Source organism: Thermomicrobiales bacterium (genome assembly GCA_041390825.1).
In the GTDB taxonomy this organism is placed as follows: Bacteria; Chloroflexota; Chloroflexia; order Thermomicrobiales; family UBA6265; genus JAMLHN01.
Genome location: JAWKPF010000006.1, coordinates 122,501 through 143,720, shown reverse-complemented (window position 1 = coordinate 143,720; position 21,220 = coordinate 122,501). Strand labels below are relative to the sequence as shown.

The 21,220-nt window shown below is 62.5% G+C and carries 20 protein-coding genes; 12 read left to right on the top strand and 8 right to left on the bottom strand.

What is annotated here, in order from left to right:
• The first annotated feature begins 257 nt into the window (after positions 1-257).
• The 5 genes from R2855_03105 to R2855_03085 all read left to right on the top strand — a co-directional run bounded on the left by R2855_03105 (position 258) and on the right by R2855_03085 (position 3,253).
• Positions 258-482: a hypothetical protein gene (locus tag R2855_03105; GenBank protein MEZ4529995.1), complete on the top strand. Its 225-nt coding sequence runs from the start codon at positions 258-260 to the stop codon at positions 480-482.
• 834 nt (positions 483-1,316) lie between these two features.
• Positions 1,317-1,463, top strand: a complete 147-nt coding sequence (locus R2855_03100) for a hypothetical protein (GenBank protein ID MEZ4529994.1) — start codon at positions 1,317-1,319, stop codon at positions 1,461-1,463.
• A gap of 248 nt (positions 1,464-1,711) precedes the next feature.
• Positions 1,712-2,119, top strand: coding sequence for a hypothetical protein (locus tag R2855_03095; protein MEZ4529993.1), 408 nt, complete (start codon positions 1,712-1,714; stop codon positions 2,117-2,119).
• A gap of 63 nt (positions 2,120-2,182) precedes the next feature.
• Positions 2,183-2,326 (top strand): hypothetical protein, encoded by a 144-nt coding sequence (locus R2855_03090; GenBank protein MEZ4529992.1) that lies wholly within the window; start codon positions 2,183-2,185, stop codon positions 2,324-2,326.
• A 720-nt stretch (positions 2,327-3,046) separates the two neighbouring features.
• Entirely contained in the window at positions 3,047-3,253 is a 207-nt protein-coding gene (locus R2855_03085; protein ID MEZ4529991.1) for a hypothetical protein, read from the top strand.
• A 1,002-nt stretch (positions 3,254-4,255) separates the two neighbouring features.
• Here R2855_03085 and R2855_03080 read toward each other — a convergent pair.
• From R2855_03080 to R2855_03070, 3 genes are all read right to left on the bottom strand, one after another.
• Positions 4,256-4,393, bottom strand: a complete 138-nt coding sequence (locus R2855_03080) for a hypothetical protein (protein MEZ4529990.1) — start codon at positions 4,391-4,393, stop codon at positions 4,256-4,258.
• Positions 4,394-4,486: 93 nt separating this feature from the next.
• On the bottom strand, positions 4,487-4,723 hold the full coding sequence (locus R2855_03075; protein ID MEZ4529989.1) for a hypothetical protein: 237 nt from the start codon (positions 4,721-4,723) through the stop codon (positions 4,487-4,489).
• Between the two features lie 1,561 nt (positions 4,724-6,284).
• A complete protein-coding gene (locus tag R2855_03070) occupies positions 6,285-6,716 on the bottom strand; it encodes a hypothetical protein (GenBank protein MEZ4529988.1) in 432 nt (143 codons plus the stop codon).
• Between the two features lie 826 nt (positions 6,717-7,542).
• Between R2855_03070 and R2855_03065 the strand changes: the two genes are divergently transcribed.
• Positions 7,543-7,719, top strand: coding sequence for a hypothetical protein (locus R2855_03065; protein ID MEZ4529987.1), 177 nt, complete (start codon positions 7,543-7,545; stop codon positions 7,717-7,719).
• Between the two features lie 59 nt (positions 7,720-7,778).
• Here the strand turns inward: R2855_03065 and R2855_03060 are convergent, their stop codons facing one another.
• Positions 7,779-7,994 carry a hypothetical protein gene (locus R2855_03060; protein ID MEZ4529986.1) on the bottom strand — a complete coding sequence of 72 codons (216 nt, stop codon included), beginning with the start codon at positions 7,992-7,994 and terminating at the stop codon, positions 7,779-7,781.
• A gap of 568 nt (positions 7,995-8,562) precedes the next feature.
• Between R2855_03060 and R2855_03055 the strand changes: the two genes are divergently transcribed.
• From R2855_03055 to R2855_03040, 4 genes are all read left to right on the top strand, one after another.
• Positions 8,563-8,874, top strand: a complete 312-nt coding sequence (locus R2855_03055) for a ribbon-helix-helix protein, CopG family (protein MEZ4529985.1) — start codon at positions 8,563-8,565, stop codon at positions 8,872-8,874.
• A complete protein-coding gene (locus tag R2855_03050) occupies positions 8,843-9,193 on the top strand; it encodes a type II toxin-antitoxin system PemK/MazF family toxin (protein ID MEZ4529984.1) in 351 nt (116 codons plus the stop codon). The genes R2855_03055 and R2855_03050 overlap by 32 nt, the downstream gene beginning before the upstream one ends.
• 262 nt (positions 9,194-9,455) lie before the next feature.
• A complete protein-coding gene (locus tag R2855_03045; protein MEZ4529983.1) occupies positions 9,456-10,439 on the top strand; it encodes a CehA/McbA family metallohydrolase in 984 nt (327 codons plus the stop codon).
• A 30-nt stretch (positions 10,440-10,469) separates the two neighbouring features.
• The gene (locus tag R2855_03040) at positions 10,470-10,826 is read left to right on the top strand and encodes a DUF4440 domain-containing protein (GenBank protein ID MEZ4529982.1); all 357 of its coding nucleotides are present in this window, start codon (positions 10,470-10,472) and stop codon (positions 10,824-10,826) included.
• A gap of 5 nt (positions 10,827-10,831) precedes the next feature.
• Here the strand turns inward: R2855_03040 and R2855_03035 are convergent, their stop codons facing one another.
• The gene (locus R2855_03035; protein ID MEZ4529981.1) at positions 10,832-11,755 is read right to left on the bottom strand and encodes a hypothetical protein; all 924 of its coding nucleotides are present in this window, start codon (positions 11,753-11,755) and stop codon (positions 10,832-10,834) included.
• Between the two features lie 272 nt (positions 11,756-12,027).
• Between R2855_03035 and R2855_03030 the strand changes: the two genes are divergently transcribed.
• The gene (locus tag R2855_03030) at positions 12,028-14,040 is read left to right on the top strand and encodes an LPXTG cell wall anchor domain-containing protein (GenBank protein MEZ4529980.1); all 2,013 of its coding nucleotides are present in this window, start codon (positions 12,028-12,030) and stop codon (positions 14,038-14,040) included.
• A 219-nt stretch (positions 14,041-14,259) separates the two neighbouring features.
• Here the strand turns inward: R2855_03030 and fdhD are convergent, their stop codons facing one another.
• The 3 genes from fdhD to R2855_03015 form a co-directional block, all read right to left on the bottom strand.
• Entirely contained in the window at positions 14,260-15,111 is an 852-nt protein-coding gene (fdhD, locus tag R2855_03025; protein MEZ4529979.1) for a formate dehydrogenase accessory sulfurtransferase FdhD, read from the bottom strand.
• 346 nt (positions 15,112-15,457) lie between these two features.
• Positions 15,458-17,347, bottom strand: a complete 1,890-nt coding sequence (locus R2855_03020) for an FdhF/YdeP family oxidoreductase (GenBank protein MEZ4529978.1) — start codon at positions 17,345-17,347, stop codon at positions 15,458-15,460.
• A 553-nt stretch (positions 17,348-17,900) separates the two neighbouring features.
• Positions 17,901-18,755 carry a methyltransferase domain-containing protein gene (locus R2855_03015; protein ID MEZ4529977.1) on the bottom strand — a complete coding sequence of 285 codons (855 nt, stop codon included), beginning with the start codon at positions 18,753-18,755 and terminating at the stop codon, positions 17,901-17,903.
• Positions 18,756-19,021: 266 nt separating this feature from the next.
• On the opposite strand from R2855_03015, the gene R2855_03010 reads away from it, so the two are divergent.
• Positions 19,022-20,935 carry a hypothetical protein gene (locus tag R2855_03010; protein ID MEZ4529976.1) on the top strand — a complete coding sequence of 638 codons (1,914 nt, stop codon included), beginning with the start codon at positions 19,022-19,024 and terminating at the stop codon, positions 20,933-20,935.
• The last annotated feature ends 285 nt before the right edge of the window (positions 20,936-21,220 follow it).

Here is a 21,220-nt window from a genome sequence, read left to right as displayed (position 1 = left end):
GCAGAGGTCTGGGTGCTGCGGGTTTTGGTGGGATTGGCCGCGATTGGGGTGAAGGAGCGCTGCCGGAGGCGCGGAGACGCCAGCGCATCACGATCAACAAATAGCCTGACTACGAACCGTATCGATCGCATTCGTCCACCGATCGAACCCTGGGAGCTCCATTCGGTGGTCTCTGACCTGACCTTTCTCGACTATCGAGACGGTGGGTTCAACAGCGCCTGAACTCGCTGAAACCACCACTCCGGTCGACGACGACTATGTCTTCTCGATCCGCAGGGAGTGACCTTCCACAACGGCCGGGAACTGTCGCCGAAGACGTCGTCTTCTCTGGCTCGACCAGGCGCTCGATCCGGAGATCGGTTCCTGAGTGGCGCACCCGGCTGGGACAATGGTCCGAACCTGCCACTCCAACCGCCGGCACGCCCGCCGATGTGGGAGTCACCTTCGAAGTCAACGGCCCACTGGAAGTTACCGCAACCTGACCGAACCCTACGGCGCCTTCCTGCAAGCGCTGGCGCGACCGTGACCGCCATCTTCCGGGGACGAAGTGGCCTCCGGCGAGATCGACCTGAACACGATCGGTGGTACCGGCCCGTTCAAAGTGACCGATCACGCCGAGGACCAGCATTGGATCATGGCTCGGCACAACGGCTATTAGCAGGACAGCTTACTGGCGGACGAACTGGTCAGCGAATCATGCGGACAGATCGGCCCGGTTGGCGGCGTTGCGCAGGTGATATTCAGGTCACCACCTTCGAAACGTCACTCAATCTGAATCTCGCGCCGTTTACCCGAATGTGTCGGTGCACGAGCAACTGACGACCAATTCCTATCTGATGCTGGTCGTACCGCGCATCCGGAATTGGCCGACGACGCGTGCGGCAAACGATTTTCGCTGGCCATCGACCGGCAACGGCTCGTGGACAGTAGGCATCTCCGGGGCGGGCGAGCGTTCCGGTCCGGGGTGCCCGCCGGATTCGCCACCACGCCCCCCGGTGAGGAGGCTTCCGTTCTATACCCGCGACGTCGAGCAGCGAGCGAAAGCGCTGGCGGAAAAAGGCGGAGTACCCGAACAGGCTCGCCACGACCCTGATGGTGCTGCCCAGTGCTCCCGTCACGGTTCCGATGGCCGAGCTCATGCGCGCACAACTGGCGGAAGTCGGTATCGCAGTCGAGATCGTGCGAAAAGACCTCGCCTCCTTCAGTGCGAACATGGGCGGTCGAGCTATTTCGCCATCTGACCTGTTGGCGTAGTTCGCCAGATTCAGCGAGCCTATATAGCCTGTTGCTGAACTTCACCAGTACATCGTTCCGGCTTGATCGTCAGCGCCGAGGGCATGGGCATCGATCCGCTGTTGCGCGAGCTCTCGACCGCCATCGATCCGGACGAGCGCAAAGCCATCCTCGCGCAAATCGAAACCCAGATCCTTACCGGAGCTGCTTCGATTCCTCGCCACCCGTAACAACTTCGTTGCCTGGCGCAGCGATCTGATCGAAGGGGTCGAGCTGGCGGCTGCGGCGACTTCGGTTGCCCATGCTGGCGTATGATCCGAAACGTTTCGGTCGTGGGAGCGTAGGGTTGTCGTAACCCATCTCCGGCCGCCGAAATTGTTCAGCGGCTGGGCCACCTGGCTCGATTCGATCGGACGCGGACCGCGATGCTTCGATTCATCCTTGCCCGGTTGGTGATGGCGGCGGTGGTGCTGCTGGTATGTCGCTCATCGTCTTTGTGGCGATGCGCATGGTGCGGGTGGATTCGCGACCGCCATGCTCGGCCCACCAGGGCGCAGCAACCGGAACTGGTCGAACAGCTCAACGAACGCCTGGGCTGAACGACCCGCTGATCGTGCACAGCCGGCGTCCTGGCTGGAAGAACGCGCTGCACGGCGACACTTCGGCCAATCGCTCGGCACGCACGCGGATATTTCCCTACGAGCTGGCGCGGCGTGCCGGGGTGACGATCGAGCTGGCGCTGCTCTCGACCCTCATTTCGATCGGTTTGGGCGTACCGCTGGGCATCATCGCGGCGGTCAAGCGCGGCGCACACGCCCGTATCGGGGTGCGCGGATTGTCGCTCCTCTTCCTTTCGATTCCGATTTCGTTCTGGGCACGTTGCTGATCTATTTCGTCTCGACCCGTGGGATTCCGTTGCCGGTCTCCGGCTACGTCTCGCCGAGTGAGAGTGTCCGGCAACCTGAAATCGATGGTGCTGCCAGTACTTTCGCTGGGACTCATCACCACCGCCGTCGTGATGCGCGTCACCCGATCCAGTGTGGCGGAGGTGCTGAACGAACCCTATGTAGTCACCACCCAGGCCAAGGATTGAGCCCACGCGCCGTCACACCCGCAGCCATGTGGTCCGGGAAGCATCGATTCCGGTCATCACCGTGATCGGCATCTGTCTCGGCTTCCTGAGCAGCGCGGTGATCGTGGAAGAGATCTTCGCGCTGCCGGTTCAGGCCAGGCCATGCGCTGCAGGGCATCCTGCGGCGGGATATCGGTAGCGCAGGCGACGAAAGTGGTGCTCAGCGCGGCGCTGTTTGACGTTCAGCAACCACTGTAGATCGACCTGCTCTATGCCTGGGTCGATCCCCGGATTCGCTATCGATGAGCGATTCCGTGCTGACCTGCGGCCACGAACATGCCCGGATCGCCGGTTGCTGGCGGTCGAAGCGTTCCCGGCCGCGTGGGTTCTCCGCGTTCGTGCGCTCGAGCCCGCTCGGCGCGCCTCGTCGTCTTGTTGTTCGCCATCGGGTTTGCCGCAATCGGCCCGCTTGTCGGGACCGGCGATCAGGAGGAAGATCCGATCCCCTAGCGGTCTTTGCCAGCCCATCGCGCGCGTATCCGATGGGCGCCATTGCCGGACGGAGTGTCGTGGCGCGGTTGGCGGCCGGCATGCGCGATCTCTCGTTGCTGATCGCGCTGCTGGCAGCGAGGCTCGCAGCAGCGTATCAGCCGCGACCATCAGGTTGATCTCTGGCTATGCCAGCGGATTCACCGATGAGGTCATCGGCCGTCTGACGGACATCCTCTTCGCCTTCCAGCCATGTTGCTCAACCTGCTGATCGTGATGGTGATGGAACCGGGCATCCCGGCGTTGGTGGTCACGATTCTGGTCGTCACCTTGCCGATCTTCGTGCGCGTGGCGCGTGGCCTTCCTTGGGCTCAGCAGGCGGAATATGTCACTGGCCGCGCGGGTAGGCAACGCGACCACCCGGCGCATCGTTTTCGCCATATCCTGCACCGAATCTGACCGGTCCGCTCCTGGTGCAGACACGCGCACCTGTCGGTCGCCGCCATCGCCGAGGTGCATTGAGCTTTCTGGGTCTGGGGGGTGCAACCGCCGCAACCATCGCTCGGCTCATTGCTCCGCGACGGAAAGACCTACGCCCAAATCGCCCCTGGACCATGTTCTTTCCCGCCCTGCCACCCTCGCCGGCCTGATCCTGGCGATCGATCTGCTCAGGGATGAATTGCAGTCGGTAATCGATCCTGCAGTTACGGGGAAGGTAGATGATGACGAAGAAAGTCTTCTGATGCCGGCAGTGTGTATCACGTTTGTAGTACATGGTGCGATTGGCGACGAACTCGATTGGGGCGACTGGAACCAGGCGCACATGACTGGCTACGGATGTACGCTCGAAGACGTCGAGTTCATTTGCAATGGAGATCATGTGCTCATTCGGGAGTCATATAGGGTCGGATCGTCATTGCAGGACCGAATGCGGCTGGACCAACCTGCATTTCCATCATCGTTGGGCTGGGTCCCGATGCGCCCCAGGACTCTGGTATCCGTTTGGCGCCAGACCGTGCAGGCCAGAACGGAGCATCTATGGACAATAGCGGCAGAACACGGCTGAGCCGAAGCCCCAACCGACCGTCGACCTGGGGTATCCCACACCAGCGCAATGGCGGAATCATCTTTCCAGGTATCGAGGAAGGGCCGAATTCTGGGATACGCACAGCATCCTGGATTTTCCCGGCACGCCATCGAATCGGTCGGGTACACGTGCCGGGGCGGGACAAGAAGAATGTCGTCGTGGCATTCGGCTCTGATGCTGCCGACCGCGCGGCTCAAGGCAGAAGCTGAAAAGATGGGCATAGGGCCCTCGACCTGGCGCGCATCTGGATCAAGGAAAAACTGGCCGGTGGCAACGCACGGTCGCGACCACGGCCATGCGAAGGCGGCCTCATCCGCCGCGTGTGCATGCGAATGAGGCCGCCCGGTGATGCGGGTGTTTCGGTAGGTTGCCAGTTACGCGACGGTGAAGCTCGCGGCCATCCCCATCATGGCATGTGGCATGCCAGTCGCCATATCAGGAATGAAGCAAACCGCAATGTACGTTCCGGGAGCGAGATCGAGCTCAGATGATTGGTCCTGTCCCGGACCCATCGGCGCAATGCTCCAGGACGACGGTGAAGGGCGGTGGGCCGCTCATCTCCATCGCCGGGGTTGCCTCGTCGCCTGCGGTTGCCGTTGCTGGGCTCAAGCCCAACATTTTTGCATCACTTGCTCGGCCGTCACCCCTTCGGCAAGCTGCATCATCGCCATTTCGTGCAGTTGCTGGCCGACATTGGAAACCTTCAGACCTGAGCGCCGGCAGGGGACTGTCTCGGGGATACCGGTGAACACCATTTCGCTCATGTCGATCGAGAGATCCGCGGCGGGAGCTTCGCCGGCCGATGCTTCGCCCGTCACCGAGAACGGGGCCTGCTGCCCCATGAATAGTGAGGCGTTCCGTCGCGTCGAGGATAGCGCAGATGGCGAAATAGTCGCCAGGCGGCAGATCGATCAGCGCGCTTGCTGTCGATCGGGACCGATCACAACCCCACCCAGACTGTCGGCGAGCGCAAAATCGCACCGAGGTCAGGTGTCTGGAGAGCTGCTTCGAGATCGGCATGCGCGGCTGGATCGCGAAGCTTGAGCAGCGCCACGGCGTGATGCTCCATGGTTCCTGATTGTCGAGGGTCACACGTGTCCAACCCGCTGGTGTTTCTGCTGGAAGATCGAACGAATACTCGACGGCAACGACATGGAACTCCGGCACATCACCGGTTGCCGGACTCTGGGCGAGCGCCGGGTATCGCTGCCGAAAGCGCCGATACCTCGCTGCGCCGGCGAACTGGAAGCGCCGACCGCCGGGAAAAGGAACGACTGTGGAGGATTCGAAATCCGTTTTGCATCGAGAACACTCCTTTGGAGAAACGTCGTAGATCGATCGGGAACATCCCGGCTGCACATGGGTGTGTTGCGGTGGCGCTCTGCCGGGCGCGATCGGATGACAACGGCACCAAGCGGTCTCTGGGGAGGCTGGGTACGATCGCACGCGGATCCCTTCCAATCAAAAACGCTTCCAATTACTGGAATGTCATTCTACTGAGTAGAATGCTAATATATCATTTGGAAAGGTAGCAAAGAGATGGCCAGAAAATCGACCAGAAGACGAAGCAAGCGGCAGCCACCCGCGGAGATCGTGCAGGCGGCTCGCAAACTCTTCGGCGAGCGAGGCTACTGCGACGATGGCGGATATCGCTGCGGAAGCGGAAACCTCGGTGCAGACGATCTATGACGGCGTTGGCTCGAAGGGCGCCGTTGTGCTGGCGATCGTCGATCTTCTCGACGAGGAGATGGGCATTCCGGCGATTCTGGATGAGATGCGGGCGACGCGCGATCCCCGGCATCTGATCGCGCTGGATGTCCGGCTCAACGGCAGTTTCAGGAAGGCGCTGCGGGGATGTTCTGCGGGCGCTGTTGTCCGGCGCGGCGAACGAACCCGATGTGGCGGCTGCCGTGAACAGGGAATTGGTCCCGGCTTTATGGAGGCGCTCGCTGGATTGTCGAACAACTCGACGCGTGGGGTGTGTTGCGAGCAGAGCTTTCGATCGACCGCGCTGCCGCGAGGTCACAGCGGTCATCAGTTGGCTGAGCTGCGAGCGCTATGTCAGGCGATGCGGTTGGACCTACGATCAGTTCGAAGCGTGGTTGACCGGATCTGTGCCGGTTGCTCCTGCGGGATCCGGAATGATGCCCTCTGTCCCCGGTCAACCGGGTGTCGTAGACGCAATGGCAGCACCCGTGGCCGCCGATTGTGGACGTCGTGGCGGCACCTGTGGCCGCCAATCCCGGGCGCAGCCCGATAACGGACGTATCCAGCGATCATGATTCGATTCGGAATCAGGACTGTGGGCGGCAATGGCGGCCTTTGGCCGTTGGCGAGCTAGGTCACCGCTACGACGGGGCGGGCACGGGTCCCGCCATGGCGATCGAACCTACCCCGTTCGCTTCACCGACCCGTTACGCCCAGCATAGTGCTCGCCCTTGCTGAAGAGGTAGAGCTAACGGCGGGAAGACGACGCCCATGATCAGCAGCGGCCAGATGTTGGCCCATTGGCTGGTGAAGGACGCGCCGTCCAGCAGCATCGCGCGGATGCCGTTCAGCGTGTAATAGATCGGCGAAAGCTTGGCCAGCGGTTGCATCAGCCCGGCAGCACGTCGATGCGTAATAGATGCCGCTGATCAACAGCAGCACTGCCGAGAAGATATAGGTCACCTGCTGACCTTTCTCCGGCAAGCGCGGCAGCATCACCGCCGCGATCATGCCGAAACCCACCAGTGAAATGCTGCAGATCACGGGATCGCCAGCGCGCCGAGGTAGTTCGCGTTCCCCAACGGAGAGGTCGAAGAACAACCAGATCGCGCCGAGCATGACGATCATGCGCACGATGCCGTATCCGACCGCGTAGATCCCCATGCCAATGAGTTGCGAGGCCGCGGCTGGCGGACTCATGAGAGTGTGTTCCGATCGTTCCTTCCCACCAGTTCCCAGCTCACGGTTTCAAACGGGATGTCGAAGATCATGGAGAGATAGCTCCAGATCAACGTGCCGATGAGCAAGAAGGTGAATGTAGCGCGCTACCAGTTTCTTCCACGCAGTGCTTCAACAAAGCCGATGAACCCGATCGTGAGCGCGTTCATGGTCGAATGAACCAGCCAAACCACTTCCCAAGAGGAAGTAGCGCGCGATCAAGTAGTGCGCTGAGCATAGCCCCAAATGGCGACCAGCTCGCGCTTTAGGTTCGATTGCTGCAAAGGTGCGTGCAGCGTGCTCCCATATCCTTTAAACCTCGATCTTAATTCATTCAGCTCGGCCGGAACCTTGGTCGCATCGTCGCTGTCGTCGTCCGTTTCGAACTGGCGTCGTCGATCGAAGCCCGGTGAAAAGCGAGCATGAAGACTTCTTCCAATGTGTCGGCAGTTCGTCGCCCACCTGATACCGCTGCTTGAGCCCGAGCGGGGTATCGAGCGCGATCAAGGTTGCCGTCGACCAGGATGCCGATCCGGTCGCAGGCTCCTCCGCCTCACCCATATCGTGGGTACAGAGGAGATGGACAAATCGTGCCCGACGCGGATCTTCCAGATCAGCTCCTGCACGTCCCGCTTGCTGCGCGGGTCGAGGCGGTGGTCGGCTCGTCGTGGCATCAGCATCGGACTCGTGAGCGGCGCGCGGGCGAGCGCGTCTTCTGCTGCGTGCCGCGGGAGAGATGCTCCATCGGCTCTCCCACGCGCTTCACATCGAAACCGATGCTGCGCAGAATCTCCTCGATGCGCGGGCAGCTCTCCCGGTCGGTGATGCCATAGAGCTTGGCGCCGAAGAGCAGGTTTTCCGCCAGAACATCTTCTTGAAGAAGCTGGCTTCCACGCTCACCCGGTTGATATAGCGCTGCACGATCTTCGGGTTCGCTACGGCGTCGGTATCGAAGATCTCGACCGAGCAGAATCAGGCACAGTCAAGGTCGAAATGGCGCGCACGAGCGATGCTCTTGCCAAAACCGTTCGGCCCCAGGATGCCAACGACTTCCCCGGCGGGGGTCGGCGAGACGCCCTTGAGCGCATAGGTGTATTCGCCCCGCTTCTTCTGGAAGCGCTTGGTGACATCGCGCAGCTCGAGCGCGTTCTGGGCATGATCGATCGTTCGTTCGACAGAATGATTCACGGAGTGTTCTCCTCAGAGTGCGGCGCGGCTGGGACGAGACAAGAGAGTGCCGCGCTGGTGGACTGCGGCCGCGACGCGCGCGGCAGCCGGGTTGTCGGTGCGTTACCGGGAAGCTATCGGACTGGTCGCTGGACTGGTGTCAATGCGTTCCAGGTCCGAAGCAAGCGCTGAAATCGGGCATCGTGCGATGTCGACCGCTTGCTTTGAGGCACCGACCCTTCCCTCCATGAGGAGCCGGGGAGTCGGCTGCCACAAGCGCGACGCCGAGATTCATTTGCATGAGGCTTCGCACCATAGCGGACCTTCCTTCCCCAGATGAGGGCGATCGGTAGGCGGAGAACAACTCCCCGCAGCATCTCATATTGCGGGTCGGGTCGGGGAATGTCAAGCCTCTATCAGTGTTGCTTCGCGCTGTCGCGGCACTCTGGCTCTTGGCCATTCATCGAGTCTCGGGGTTTCATCTGAGCCACTCAGCAGCCCAGCGTATACGGAAACGTATATACTAGCGCATATAGAACTGTCGACATGATGAGAGCGGAAGGCGTGCGCTCGGAAAGGATCGTACCGAATGGCCACCACGGTTCGGGTAGATGAGAGGGTTGCCGCGCAGTTGCGCGAGATTGCTCTCGAGGAACACCGATCGATGGGTCAGGTGATCGCCGAGGCGGTTGCCCGCTACCAGAAGGAACGATTCTGGGACGGTGTGCATGCCGATTTCGTTCGGCTCCGATCCGACCCCGAGGCCTGGCGAAGCTATCAGGAGGAGATTGTGCTTTTCACAGGTGGCTCTGGTGGGACGCTCGACAATGAACCACCGTATTACACACTCGAAGAGGAGGACGAGATCCGTGCCGAGCACGCCAGAACCGTCCAAGGGTGAAGTCTGGGATGTCGATTTCGATCCCCAGGTTGGCCGAGAACAGAGCGGAGTACGACCAGCTTTGGTAATTTCGAACGATCGGTTCAACGGCGTCCCGAATGGCCTCCACTATGTTGTGCCGATCACCGGAACTGATCGCAACATTAGCTACCACATTCGAATCCAGCCGCCAGAAGGCGGATTGACCAAGCCTTCGGTCATCATGTGCGACCAGGCGGGAGCGCAGAGCGAACTTCGGTTTCTGCGGCGGCGGGGAGTGGTTTCGCCTGCCACCGTCGCGTTGGTGCAGGCGATGGTTGGCGCCTGCATCGACCGATAGATGATCTGTTTAGCGAAATCTCTCGAACCGGATCATGGGTGGCGCCTTACCTGGAGAGTCATGACCCGTTCCGCAGCCGTTGGCTGAGGTGGCGGGTCTTTTCTGTTACACGACTTGGTGTGGCATGCGATGCGCCAGCGGTACAGCAAACAGGTTGCGAGTGCATTCCCCGAAACGAAGCTCGGCAGTTGCAAGCAGTTTCTTGCGATCCTGCCGCACGGTATGATCCTGCATGGTGCCGCTATATCGCACAGGGGAACGCATGCCCGACCGATACGATCTCTTTCATCGCGACACGCCCGGACGTTTCTACCGCGGCAATTTGCATACGCATTCATCGCACTCGGATGGCGGGATGCCGCTGGAGGCCGTCTGCCGCGCGTACCGGCAGCAGGGCTATGACTTCCTGGCGGTGACCGATCACTTCATGTCCAGGTATGGCTATCCGATCGTCGATACCACCCCGTTTCGCACCGACACCTTCACCACCCTGATCGGCGCCGAGTTGCACGCGCCGGCGCTGGAGAACGGCCACCTCTGGCACATGCTCGGTATCGGGCTGCCGTTCGATTTCGCGCCGCCGGACGCGAACGAAACGGGTCCCGAGCTGGCGCAGCGGGCTGTCGATGCCGGCGCATTTCTCGTGCTGGCGCATCCGGAGTGGTACGGCGCAAGCGTGGCCGATCTGCGCTCGATCCCATCTGCGCACGCTATCGAGGCGCAGAACGAAGTGGCCGGCCGGCTCAACAACCGGGCGGACAGTTGGGCCATCTATGACCGAGTGCTCGCCGCGGGTGGACGCCAGTTCGCGGTCGGCGGCGACGACGCGCATTTTCGCCACGTCATGACGGTGAAAGACGCCGAGCCGGCCGATGTGGTGGCCTCGGGCGTGGGGGAAGACGCTCCGGCCGGATTCGGCTGCTGGGTTTGGGTGCGCAGCGCGCAGCTCGATCCTGATGCGCTGGTGACCGCGCTCAAGGCCGGCGACTTCTATACCAGCCAGGGACCGGTCTTTCACGACATTCGCGTTTGCGGCGACGGTTCCCGCATCGAGGTGACCAACTCGCCGGTGGTCTCCGCATACGCCACCAGCGACCCGGCCAGCGTGCAGATGTACGGCAAGCATGGGTTGCAGATCACGCACTGGTCGGCGTCGTTGGAAACCTGCCGGGGATCGTACGTGCGCGTCACCATCGTGGACGCTGCCGGCAGGAGTGCTTGGTCGAATCCGATCTGGATCGACTGAACCCAGGCGTTACGCGAACGAAGGGCGCAAATGGATCCGGACCTCATCGAGCGCTTGCTCCATGCCGAAATGGCGCTGCTGAACCCCGATGTGCGCGCCGACCGCGCTGCCCTGGAACGCTGGCTCGATCCGGACTTCACCGAGATCGGCCAATCGGGCCGGCTCTGGACCCGGGAGGAGGTCATCCGCGATCTCCTCGCGAACGATCAATCTGGATACGCGCGGGCCGAATCCACGGAACTTCGCGTAACGGTGCTGGCGGAGGGGTGCTACCTCCTCACCTATCTGATCGAGCTGGACGAGCGCCGCAGCCGGCGCTCGTCCATTTGGCGTGAATGCGATGGCGCGCTGGTGATGCTCTTCCACCAGGGAACGCCCACCGAGTGAGTCGCTCAGGCGACCGTGAACGGCATGAGCATGCCGATGGCGAAGTGCGGGGCGCCCGAGGCGGGATCCGGAATAAAACAGATGGCGAAGTAGTTTCCCGCCTCGAGCTCGAGAATGGAGTAGTTGACCGCTCCCGGCGACATCGGCGCCGCGCCTCCAACCATCACGAATGGCGGCGGTCCTTCTGGCGCTGCGGCGTCCGTGGGCGTCGCGGGTGTTGCCTCGGCGGCCAGGATGGCTTCCACATCCGCGAAGGTCACCCCGTCGGCCTGCCGGTGAACCAGGAATTGATGCAATTGCTCGCCGACGTTGGTGACTTCCCAGGTATGGACGCCGGGCGTTGTCTCCATCGGCATATCGCCGAAGCCGAAGTCGACCATCTCCACCAGCCCGTCCGCGGTTGGCGCGGGCCGCTCCACGGCCTCGGTGACCTCGAGTGGCGTGTGCATGCCAAGCATGTAGTGGGGCGTCGCATCGTCCCCTTCGGGGATCAGGCAGAAGACCACATATTGACCCGCCGGCAGATCGAGAATCACGCTGGCGGTGCGGCCCGTATCGACTTCCGGGCCCCCGAGACTGGTCGCGAGCGAGAAGATCGCGCCCAGGTCGGGCGACTCCAGCGCAACGTTGAAATCGTCCACGGTCACGCCGTCGTTGAGTTTGAGGAACATGGCGTGATGTGAACGCGAGCCTTCATTCTTGAGCGTAACCTTGGTGAATCCTCCGGGAATGCTGGCTGCCGGCAGTTCGAGGTGATAGTCGGCGGCGGTGATGACGAACTCGGGATAGTCGGCATCAGGACCTGGCGAGGCATCCTGCGCGGACACCGCGCCCATCCCCGGAGAGAGGAGCGCAATTCCCAGACCAGTGACTCCCACACCGGCCAGCATATGACGACGGGAGATCCGGACAGAATGGGTCAGTGACATAACGATCTCCTTTCAACGAATCGATGTGACTCGACTCAACATAGCGACCGTTCGTCAAATGGACATCCGTAAAAACTACTGATTCTTCCCGACTGCGACAGGTGGGTAGCTGGACGGTTTCCACCATGCCCCGGCATTCGGCGCCAGATTCGGGGCGCGGCTCTATTTACTTGACAACTTTTATCCATTAGGATGCACGTACGGTTTCTCAACTCAGGACTGCAGCGAGTCCTTTTTTTGTGCAGAGAAGCTGCAACGGGAAGAGAGGGCATATGGACAATCGAAGGTTCGATGCCTTGACCAGGGCGTTCGCGCGGGGAACCTCGCGACGCACCGCCATCAAGGGGCTATTCGGGGGAGCAGTTGGGGTGGCAGTCGCCTCTACCCGGCTCAACCCGGCTGGCGCGCAACGGACATGCACGCCGGATACTGTGCTGACGGACTGTCCGCTACCAGACACCTGCACCACGGCAACGTGCGAGCCCAGTGGCGAAGCCTACTACTGCGCGTACCGAACGTGCCCTGGCGGCATCTGCTGCGATGGCGTCTGCCAGACGGAATGTTGCGACGCGTCTCACTGTGGCGCGTGCGAAACCTGCAACGGCGGCTATTGCGAATACGCCTGTAGCGACTGCGCCAGATGCGAAGGCGGCGCCTGTATACCCAAGACCGGCGGCATCTGCTGCGGCGGCGTCTGGCACGAGGGCGGCCAATGCTGCATCGTCGACGACTGCATCGTGCCGGATGCGACCTTCTGCTCCAGCGTTGCCTGTCTGGACAATCTCTGCACCGTCGTTCCGGAATGCCCGGCGGGTCAGCAATGTTGCAATTACGGCGAAGCAGAGGCCTACTGCGCCTCCTGCTGCAATGATGGCGACTGCACCGAGGACTTGTGCGGATACTGCGACCTCTATGGCGTTTGCCAGTACACCCAGTGTTGCTATCCCGAGCGGCCCTGCCCGACCGCGTGCCACTTGTGCGCCACCGGTTCCTGCGTCAACACCTGCAAAGAAGACGAGGAATGCTGTGGCGAGGAATGCGTTCCCATCGGCACATGCTGCGACGGCTGGGGCGAGAGCTGCGGTTACGATGAGGTAGCTGGCGCCGACAACCAGCAAAGCTGCTGCGATGGACTCCTTTGCTGCGATTCCGGCAAGGGCGGCCACGCCTGCTACGAATGCTGCGGCGACTGGAACTGCGACAAGGGGCTTGTCTGCTCAGAGGGTGCGTGCGTCCAGTGCGGCGACGATTCGCATTGCGGCAAGGGTCAGATCTGCTGCTACGGCCAATGTGTCTATGGCGAATGCTGCTCGGTGCTTCCGGCTGGCGTAGCGGCCGCGGAAGAGGCCCATGTCTGCGGCGCTTGCCAGTACTGCGGTGAAGACAACTGGTGCCACAGCAGCTGCTCCGAATCGCAAACCTGCTGTGAAACAGTTCCCAATCTGTACACCTGCGTCGACGAGTCGGAAGGCTGCTGCGGACTGGCCGGCGACTGGTGCCAGCCGGTGTCCGGAGCCGATGGCTTGAACGGCGCCTGCTGCGAAGGGCTCGGGCTCAGCTGCTGCTGGGACGACAAGTCCAAGAGCGGCTACTGCGCTGAGTGCTGCGGTGACTGGGACTGCGAAGGCGGGTACTGCTGCGACGGCGTCTGCCAGGCCGAATGCTGTGACGACAAAGACTGCGAATGGGGCGTCTGCATTAGCGGCCACTGCTTCGAATGTCGAGACGATTCCGGGTGCGGCAAGGGCGAGACTTGCTGCGACGGTTCGTGCGGGCCGTGGGAATGCTGTGGCTATGGTGACGACGTTCACTGCGGTGATTGCGGCTGGTGCGGTGAGAACTACCAGTGCTACGAACTTGCCGGATACGGCGAGCACTGCGAAGTCGTGCTGGCGGCGGACGGCAGCCCGGAAGGCAACTGCTGCCACGGGTTGGTCTGCTGCGAGTGGGACAAGGGGAATGTCTGCGCCGAGTGCTGCGGCGACTGGGACTGCCCGAACGGGTGCGAATGCGACCACGGCGTCTGCAGCTGCCACTGCGGCAGCGACTATGACTGCCCCAAGGGCACCTGCTGCTGCAAGAGCGGCGCGTGCTCGGCCGACTGTTGCCCGAAGCCGCCGAAGCCACCCAAGCCTCAGCCCAAACCAGACGCACCGGTGACCACCCTGCCGGCGACCGGGAGCGGTGACACCGCTCGGTCTAGCGGCCTACTGGGCGTCGCTGCGCTGGGCGCCGCGGCGGTCCTTGCGGCCAAGCGGCTGCGGGAGACTCCCTCCGAGGAGTAGGCCGCGAACTTCATCCGAATTCAGAACGACGGCCGTCCACGTGGCGGCCGTCGTTGGTTTTTCGCAACCTGGCAACCTCGCGTAGCCGCAGCCCTCCGTGGCTGCCCATTCAACCGGACAACGCCTCGTAGCAGCAGCCCTCTGTGGCTGCCCACCCAACCCGGCAACTCCACATAAACAATTTGGGCCAAGCGTGTGGCAACGATGGTGAGCGTCGCGCTATGCCTCAGCCAGCGCGATACGCTTCGCCGCGCTGTAGATGTTGAAATGCGACCCGCGCAGGAACCCGATCAACGTCTGATCGAACCGGCGCGCCAGATCGACCGCCAGTGAGCTCGGGGCGGAAACCGCGCAAACGATGGGGATACCTGCCGCCACCGCTTTCTGCACGATCTCGAACCCGCCCCGTCCGGAGATCATCAAGATCGCGTCGCTGAGCGGCAGACGGTTTTCCAGGAATGCCCAGCCGATGACTTTGTCGACCGCGTTGTGCCGCCCGATATCCTCGCGCAGGCAACGCAGATTGCCCGACGCATCGAACAACCCGGCGGCATGCAACCCACCGGTGGAGTCGAACAACCCCTGCGCCTCGCGCAACCGGTCCGGCAAGCTGGTGATGATTTCGTGCGAAACGGTCACGTCCGACCGCACCCGCGCGATCCCGCGTCGTTCGATCTCGTCGATGCGTTCCTTCCCGCACAACCCGCAAGCGGAGGTCATGCCAAGCGCGCGGCCGGGGATGAAGAAATCGGCGGACGTGCCGGGGGAGGTGACTGCCGTGACGATGTTGTATTGCTGCGCAGCGGAACCCTCGCACTCGACGCAATATTCGATCCGGTTGAGCTGTTCGCGCCGGGTCACGATCCCTTCGGCAAAGAGCAACCCTGCCGCCAACTCGAAATCCGCTCCCGGTGTGCGCATCGTCACGGTCACCGGGCGCGTCCGGTTTCCAGATCGGAGCCGGATCTCCATCGGTTCTTCGGTCGCCAGCATGTCGATGCGCGGCGTCGCGCGTCCGTCCTCGACCGACTGCAACCGAACCCGGGTCTTGCCCGATCTGCGCCCGTCCATGGATTAGCGGTTCATCTTGGGGGAGATCTCGACACTCACTCCTCCCCCAACCCCCTTCGCTCTCCCAAAATTGGGAGAGCGGAGGGGGCCTCTTGCGTACGCGCCGAGTGGGAGCGCATCGTGGCCCCCGTTTCGTCTTTCGCGACGAGGAGAGAGGAGGGGGCTCAACGAACACGCGCCGTTTGAGAGTGCGTCGTGCACACAACCCCGTCGCTCGGGACGGGGAGCGAAGAGATGGGCTTTCGCATGCGCACTGACTGAAGGCGAATCGTCCTCCCCCGTCCTTCTCCCAATCCTGGGAGAAGGACGGGGGTCGGGGGGATGGATGAGGGGCGAAACGCTCATCTCAATCTGCCGCCAACGACGAAGCCGGCGCCTTTTCCACCGTCACATAGGCGTTGTAATCCGGCACGCCCGATTCCGGCGACCGCTTCTGCCGGTGCAACAGCACATTCCCTTCCGGCCACATCACTTGCATGTTCCGCCGCGCGATCTCGACGATCTTCACCCGGCCGGTGTACACGCCGCTCTCGCTGCGCAGCGTTACTGCATCGCCTTCGGAAAGACCGAGCTCCCGAGCATCCTGCGCGTTCATGAAGACCGCGTCGCGCACCGCGCCGGTGATGGCGTCCTTGTTGGCATGGACCATGCTGTTGAACTGCTTGCCGCGCCGGGTGGAGACGAAGAATTTCCCGGCGGGAATCTCGTGCGAGGGCAACGGAACCGGAATGAAATGCGCTTTGCCGTCGGAGGTCGGGAAGACCCAGTTTTCGCAAAGATGCCTGCCGCCCGCCTGGAATTGATCGCCGGTCTTGTGCAAGTGCTGAATCCCGTCATATAGCGGCACGACTTGCGCGATCTCCTCGCGCAACTGCTGGGTGCTCGCATAGGTGAGGAACTGCTGCCGGTCGGGGCGCACGCGCTTTGCGAGATCGAGGAAGATCTCCCACTCTGGACGCGCTTCTCCGATGCGCCGTCCCTCGATCTCGGGGGAGAACATCACGCGCCGCTCGGTCGAGCGTTGCGTCACCCCGCCCGGGGTTTCGTATCGGGTCGCCGCCGGCAGCAAGATCACCTCGTCGGCCGGGTCGACGAACATCTGGTTGGAAAGCACGATGTCCTGATGCACCCGCAGCGGCACGCGCGCCAACGCCGCGTCGACGTACGGCGGATCGGGGAGCACTTCGAGGAAATTCCCTCCGGCGGAGTAGAGCACGTCGAGCGCCCCCTCGTGCGCGGCGTCGATCATCTCCGAGGTGATCAACCCCGGTGTGTCCGGCACATCGAATCCCCATTGCGCGCTCAACGCGGCCGCCGATTCGGCGTCGATGCTCACGCCGCCGGGGAAGGCGGTCGAATAGGCGCCCATTTCCGCGCCGCCCTGGATGCCGGAATGCCCGCGGATCGGCATCAGACCGCACATGTCGCGCCCCACGAACCCACGCGTGAGCGCCAAATCGACAATGGCGTGCACGTTGGCCACACCGGTGGTGTGCTGGGTAATCCCCATGCTCCAGACGAAGACCGCGGTCCTGGCCGTGCCGACCAGCTGCCCGAAGGCGCGCATCTCTTTTTCGGAGAGGCCGCTGGCGCTCTCCAGTTCCGTCCAGGACAATGCGTCGATCGAGGCTTTCAGCTCGTCGAACCCGCTGGTGTGCTCGGCGATGAAGGCGTGATCGACCAGGTCCTTCTCGAAGATGTGCTTGAGCGCCCCGCTCAGAAAAGCGATATCGCCACCCTGGGTGATGAGAAAGGTTCGGTCGGCGATCTTTGTGCCGAAGAGCGCGCTTTCCGGTATCGACGGCACCCAATAGCGTTCCATGCCCGGTTCACGATAGGGATTGACGAGCACGACCTTCGTGCCGGCCTTCTTGGCGTAGTGGAGGTACTTGGTCGTGACCGGTTGATTGTTGGCTGGGTTTGAGCCGATGAAGACCAACAGATCGGCGCCGATCCAATCGCCATAGGCGCAGGTGGTGGCGGCAACCCCCAGGGTGTCCTTGAGCGCGACGCTGCTCGGCGCGTGGCAGATGCGCGCCGCGTTGTCGATCGAGTTGGAGCCCATCGCGCGCACCGCTTTTTGCGCGGCGTAGTAGGTCTCGTTCACCGTGCCGCGGCCGGTCAGGTAGAACCCGACCCGGTCGGGAGTGGTGGCCCGGATACGCGCGGCAATCTTGTCGAGCGCCACATCCCAGGTGATCCGGTGAAAGCCCTTCTCGCCCTTCGCGCGCAGCATCGGGTAGGAGCCGCCCGAGCTCGCGCAGCTCGGCGCTCTTCATTTTCTTCAGCGGTTCGACATCGGCCAACAGCCGCACGTCGAGCGCCGGCATGGTGTTCAGGCGCAAGAGCCGCAACCGGATATTGCACAGATGCGGACCGTCGGCAGTCCAGTCCTTCATCCCGGCCACACCGAGCGCGCACCCGTCGCACACGCCCTCGTTCAGAATCCGCCAGGCGAAGGGCAGCTGGTCCTTGTTTTCCTTGATGGCGCGGGTGATCTCGGCGAAGTTGTTGGGATGCGGGGTCGTCAGCCCGAACGGTACCTTGCTCGCCCAGACGGACGGCTGCCAGCGTTTCGGTACGCGGTCGAGATGCGGTTTGTCGGGATGCGCCATGACACCAATGCTCCTTTGCCCGGCAAGTATCCCATCCTCGCTCGATTGGGCGTGCACATGCGCGCATCGGCAGCGCTGGGACGTTTGTCAGGACTGCCGATCTGACTGGCGCATCGATGCGATCTCGAGTTCGGGGATCCGGTCAGCGACTCGCGGTTGCGGGAGCGCTGGGGGTCACGCTTGCCGGGGAACTCGACCCACGACGGTGTAAAGCGGAATTCCCCCGGTGAATCGTCCGGTGCGGTCGAGCTCCAAAGCGGTCGCAACGAGCTGTTCGACCTCCTGATCGCTGACGGCCCCGGCATCTCGTGCCCGTTCCATCGATACGCGGCCAGCAAGATCCTCGAGCATGGTTCTGGCTTCCGTCACGATGACAACGACGGCCTCGCATGTGATTTCTTCGAGTCCGGCGTCGATGAAGAGCCGGCGAATCTCCCGGCCCTGCCAACCGTTGCCCGCTCCGTCGCTGATCGACCCGATGGCGCGGCGCCAGATGTCATGATCGAGTCGGCCGCCGCAGTCGATGCTAATGCCATCCCAATCGACCTCAGTGGCCGCGATCCGACCGCCGGGTTTCGTGACGCGAACCATTTCCTCCACGGCTTTCGCCGGCTCGTCCAGATATTGGAGCACGCGCTCGATGCGGGCGGCATCGAACGAATCGTCGCCAAAGGGGAGCGCATTGGCATTTCCCAGGTGGTAGTCGATCTCCAGACCAGCATCCGCGGTTCGGGTATTGGCGATACCCAGCATCGTTTCGCTGATATCGCACCCCACGACGCGTCCACCCGGGCTCACGATGGCCACCGCGTCACGAGCAAAGTTCCCGGTGCCGCACCCCACATCGAGCAGCGAGGAGCCTGGGTGCAGCTCCATGAGGTTCACGATACGGCGGTGGTTGGATCTGACCTCAGGAAAGGCATACATGACGTCGAGAAAGCGCACCCAGAATGCCGCCGCCGCATCCAGCGCGGCTGGGTCCATAAACGCCCGATGCGCCGTGTCGGCGACATGTGTACTGGTGTCCATACGCAGCTCCGTTCGTGAAGAGAGGGGGGAAGAAGTGAGCAGGAGATACGCGTGTTCGAGGAGGAGAGATGGTCCGACTATACGCCTGGCCAAAGCCGATGGCAAGCAACGCACCGGCCTTCAGGCAAGTCGATCGGCGACGATGGCAGGCGGCCCGATCACGGTTTCGGACGGTGGCGAATGCGCGGGGTAGGGTGGCGCATATGTGCCGGGACACCCAGACGTGTACGATTCACCAGCTACACCTCATGAGTGAAGATCATCGGATGACCATTCGATTCCCTACGAGAATGCTGCTCCTGGGCGTTCTGCTGCTGGCAAGCGTCGCCAGCCAACTGTTCGAACCAGTGATCGCGCAAACCGATCCCGCGCAGCAACTTGCCGATCGCTATGTGCCGCTGGCTGTGCTGCGCGACCAGTCCCGTCCCTGCGACCGCAACGGCGAAGGCTACTTCCCTGCGCCGGTCGAATCGGTGCTGGGTAACCCTGACGTCGCGCTCAAGATTGCCGACTCCGATTCTTCTGCCACCGACACCATCGTCAAGATGGCGCCGACCGCGCAGGATATTGCCAATCTCGACGATACGCACTATCTCGATTTTCCCGGCAATCCGCGTCGCCCCGGCTGTGTCTTCGAAACCGATTTCCAGGAGTACGCCGAAGCTAACGGTCTGAAACCGACCACCTACGCCCACATCGTGATGGACGAGGAGGAGCACCGCGTCGTCATTCAGTACTGGCTCTGGTGGTATTTCAATGACTGGAACAATCTGCACGAGGGCGACTGGGAGGTCGTGCAGGTTGTCTTTGACGCCGACAGCATCGAAGGCGCGCTCGCATCCGAACCGATCCGCTATGCCTACGCGCAGCACGGTGGCGGCGAGCTGGCCGATCCCGGCGACCGCAAGCTGCTGATCGAGAACGGTCACCCGGTTATCTATCCTGCCGCCGGTTCCCACGCCACCCATTACGAGCAGGAGCTCTACCTGGGATGGGGCGAGAACGGCACCGGGTTCGGTTGCGACAACTCACGGCCTCCAGGAACCAACACGCCATTGGTGGCAATCGTGGTACCCAACGATCCCGATCCGAATAGCGAGTTCGGATGGGCGACCTTTGGTGGGCGCTGGGGCGAGCGGCAACCTTGGGAGTTCAACGGTCCTCGCTCTCCAAATCTCACCCGTCGCTGGGCCGATCCGGTCAGCGACATGTCCAACTGGCGCGAAACCAGTCTGATCGTGCCCGGATCTGGCTCGCTTGGCCCAAACGTCACCGACACGTTCTGCGCCCTCTCGTCGGGGGGCGCGGCAATCATCAGTTGGGCCGATCAAAACCAGCGAGCCCTGCTGATCGGCTTGCTGGCGGTGGTTGTTGCCATTGGCACCCTCGGCTTCACCACCCGCCGCCGCATCGGAGGCGCCGTCCGTATCTACCGCGAGAACTGGCGGCTTTTCCTTGGGATCGGGCTGTTGGCCGTGCCAATTGGTCTCGCGTTCGATGCGCTCGCGTGGCTGCTCGAGCGAACCCGGCCGGGAACCTGGATCGTGGAGTGGTTCAACAGCCCGTCGCAAACGTCGGTGGCCTCGCTCTTCCTGGCCACCAGCTTCCAGTATCTCGCCATCTTGCTGCTGGTCGTGCCGGCCACCGTGGCAGCCACCGCCACGCTGCTGCGCAAGCATCCGGCCAATGTCGTTGGCTGTTACAAGACCGCGCTGTTGCGCATCAAACCGATCTTGATTTGCCTGATCCTGCTCACCCTGGTGACTGGCGTTCTCGCCTCGTTTTTCATCGGCATCATCATCGCCATCTTCATCCTGGTGCGCTGGCAGTTCTATGTGCAGGGCGTGCTGGTGAGCGGCGCGCGCACCTGGAAGGGCGCGCTCGACGCGAGCCGGGAAGTGGTGCGCCATCGCTGGATACCGACTTGTCTCAACACGATCGTGTTCCAGGCGATCGCCATCGTGCCGGGACCGATCATCGGGTTCCTGCTCATGGTCTGGCTCGATCTGGAACCCGTTGCCGCCAACCTGATCAGCAGCTTCATCTATGCCATCACGGTGCCGCTGGCGATGATCGGGCTGACCCTCTACTACATCGACGAGCGCAAGAATCCGTATTACCGGGGCGCCGCGGTCGATGAATCCAACCCCGAATTCCAGGTGATTGCCGAGGGGAGTTAGCCCGGCGTTTCAACGGTGGGACCTCGCGGAGTGACGATGAGCCGTTCCTGAGTGTCCAGTCGAGTTCCGTCGGGTCGCGCAATGGCGGCCTACGGCCGCTGGCAGGGCAGAGACGCCCTGCCCTACGAGGGGAAGGGGAACGTAGAGACGCCTTGCCCTACGACCGGAAGGGGAACGTAGAGACGCCTTGCCCTACGACCGGAAGGGGAACGGAGAGACGCTTTGCCCTACGATTGGGAGAGAGCGTTCAGACCGGCGCGGTTCGCCGACAATCTCTGCGTGCCG

What these genes read in the sequence shown, in the direction of transcription:
- R2855_03040 (MEZ4529982.1), top strand. Translation starts at nt 10,470, where the DNA reads ATGGATCCGGACCTCATCGAGCGCTTGCTCCATGCCGAAATGGCGCTG.
- fdhD (MEZ4529979.1), bottom strand. Translation starts at nt 15,111, where the DNA reads ATGGACGGGCGCAGATCGGGCAAGACCCGGGTTCGGTTGCAGTCGGTC.
- R2855_03035 (MEZ4529981.1), bottom strand. Translation starts at nt 11,755, where the DNA reads ATGTCACTGACCCATTCTGTCCGGATCTCCCGTCGTCATATGCTGGCC.
- R2855_03095 (MEZ4529993.1), top strand. Translation starts at nt 1,712, where the DNA reads ATGTCGCTCATCGTCTTTGTGGCGATGCGCATGGTGCGGGTGGATTCG.
- R2855_03075 (MEZ4529989.1), bottom strand. Translation starts at nt 4,723, where the DNA reads ATGGGGCAGCAGGCCCCGTTCTCGGTGACGGGCGAAGCATCGGCCGGC.
- R2855_03045 (MEZ4529983.1), top strand. Translation starts at nt 9,456, where the DNA reads ATGCCCGACCGATACGATCTCTTTCATCGCGACACGCCCGGACGTTTC.
- R2855_03020 (MEZ4529978.1), bottom strand. Translation starts at nt 17,347, where the DNA reads ATGCTGCGCGCGAAGGGCGAGAAGGGCTTTCACCGGATCACCTGGGAT.
- R2855_03105 (MEZ4529995.1), top strand. Translation starts at nt 258, where the DNA reads ATGTCTTCTCGATCCGCAGGGAGTGACCTTCCACAACGGCCGGGAACT.
- R2855_03065 (MEZ4529987.1), top strand. Translation starts at nt 7,543, where the DNA reads ATGCTCCATCGGCTCTCCCACGCGCTTCACATCGAAACCGATGCTGCG.
- R2855_03085 (MEZ4529991.1), top strand. Translation starts at nt 3,047, where the DNA reads ATGTTGCTCAACCTGCTGATCGTGATGGTGATGGAACCGGGCATCCCG.
- R2855_03055 (MEZ4529985.1), top strand. Translation starts at nt 8,563, where the DNA reads ATGGCCACCACGGTTCGGGTAGATGAGAGGGTTGCCGCGCAGTTGCGC.
- R2855_03015 (MEZ4529977.1), bottom strand. Translation starts at nt 18,755, where the DNA reads ATGGACACCAGTACACATGTCGCCGACACGGCGCATCGGGCGTTTATG.
- R2855_03030 (MEZ4529980.1), top strand. Translation starts at nt 12,028, where the DNA reads ATGGACAATCGAAGGTTCGATGCCTTGACCAGGGCGTTCGCGCGGGGA.
- R2855_03070 (MEZ4529988.1), bottom strand. Translation starts at nt 6,716, where the DNA reads ATGATCGTCATGCTCGGCGCGATCTGGTTGTTCTTCGACCTCTCCGTT.
- R2855_03010 (MEZ4529976.1), top strand. Translation starts at nt 19,022, where the DNA reads ATGACCATTCGATTCCCTACGAGAATGCTGCTCCTGGGCGTTCTGCTG.
- R2855_03080 (MEZ4529990.1), bottom strand. Translation starts at nt 4,393, where the DNA reads ATGGGTCCGGGACAGGACCAATCATCTGAGCTCGATCTCGCTCCCGGA.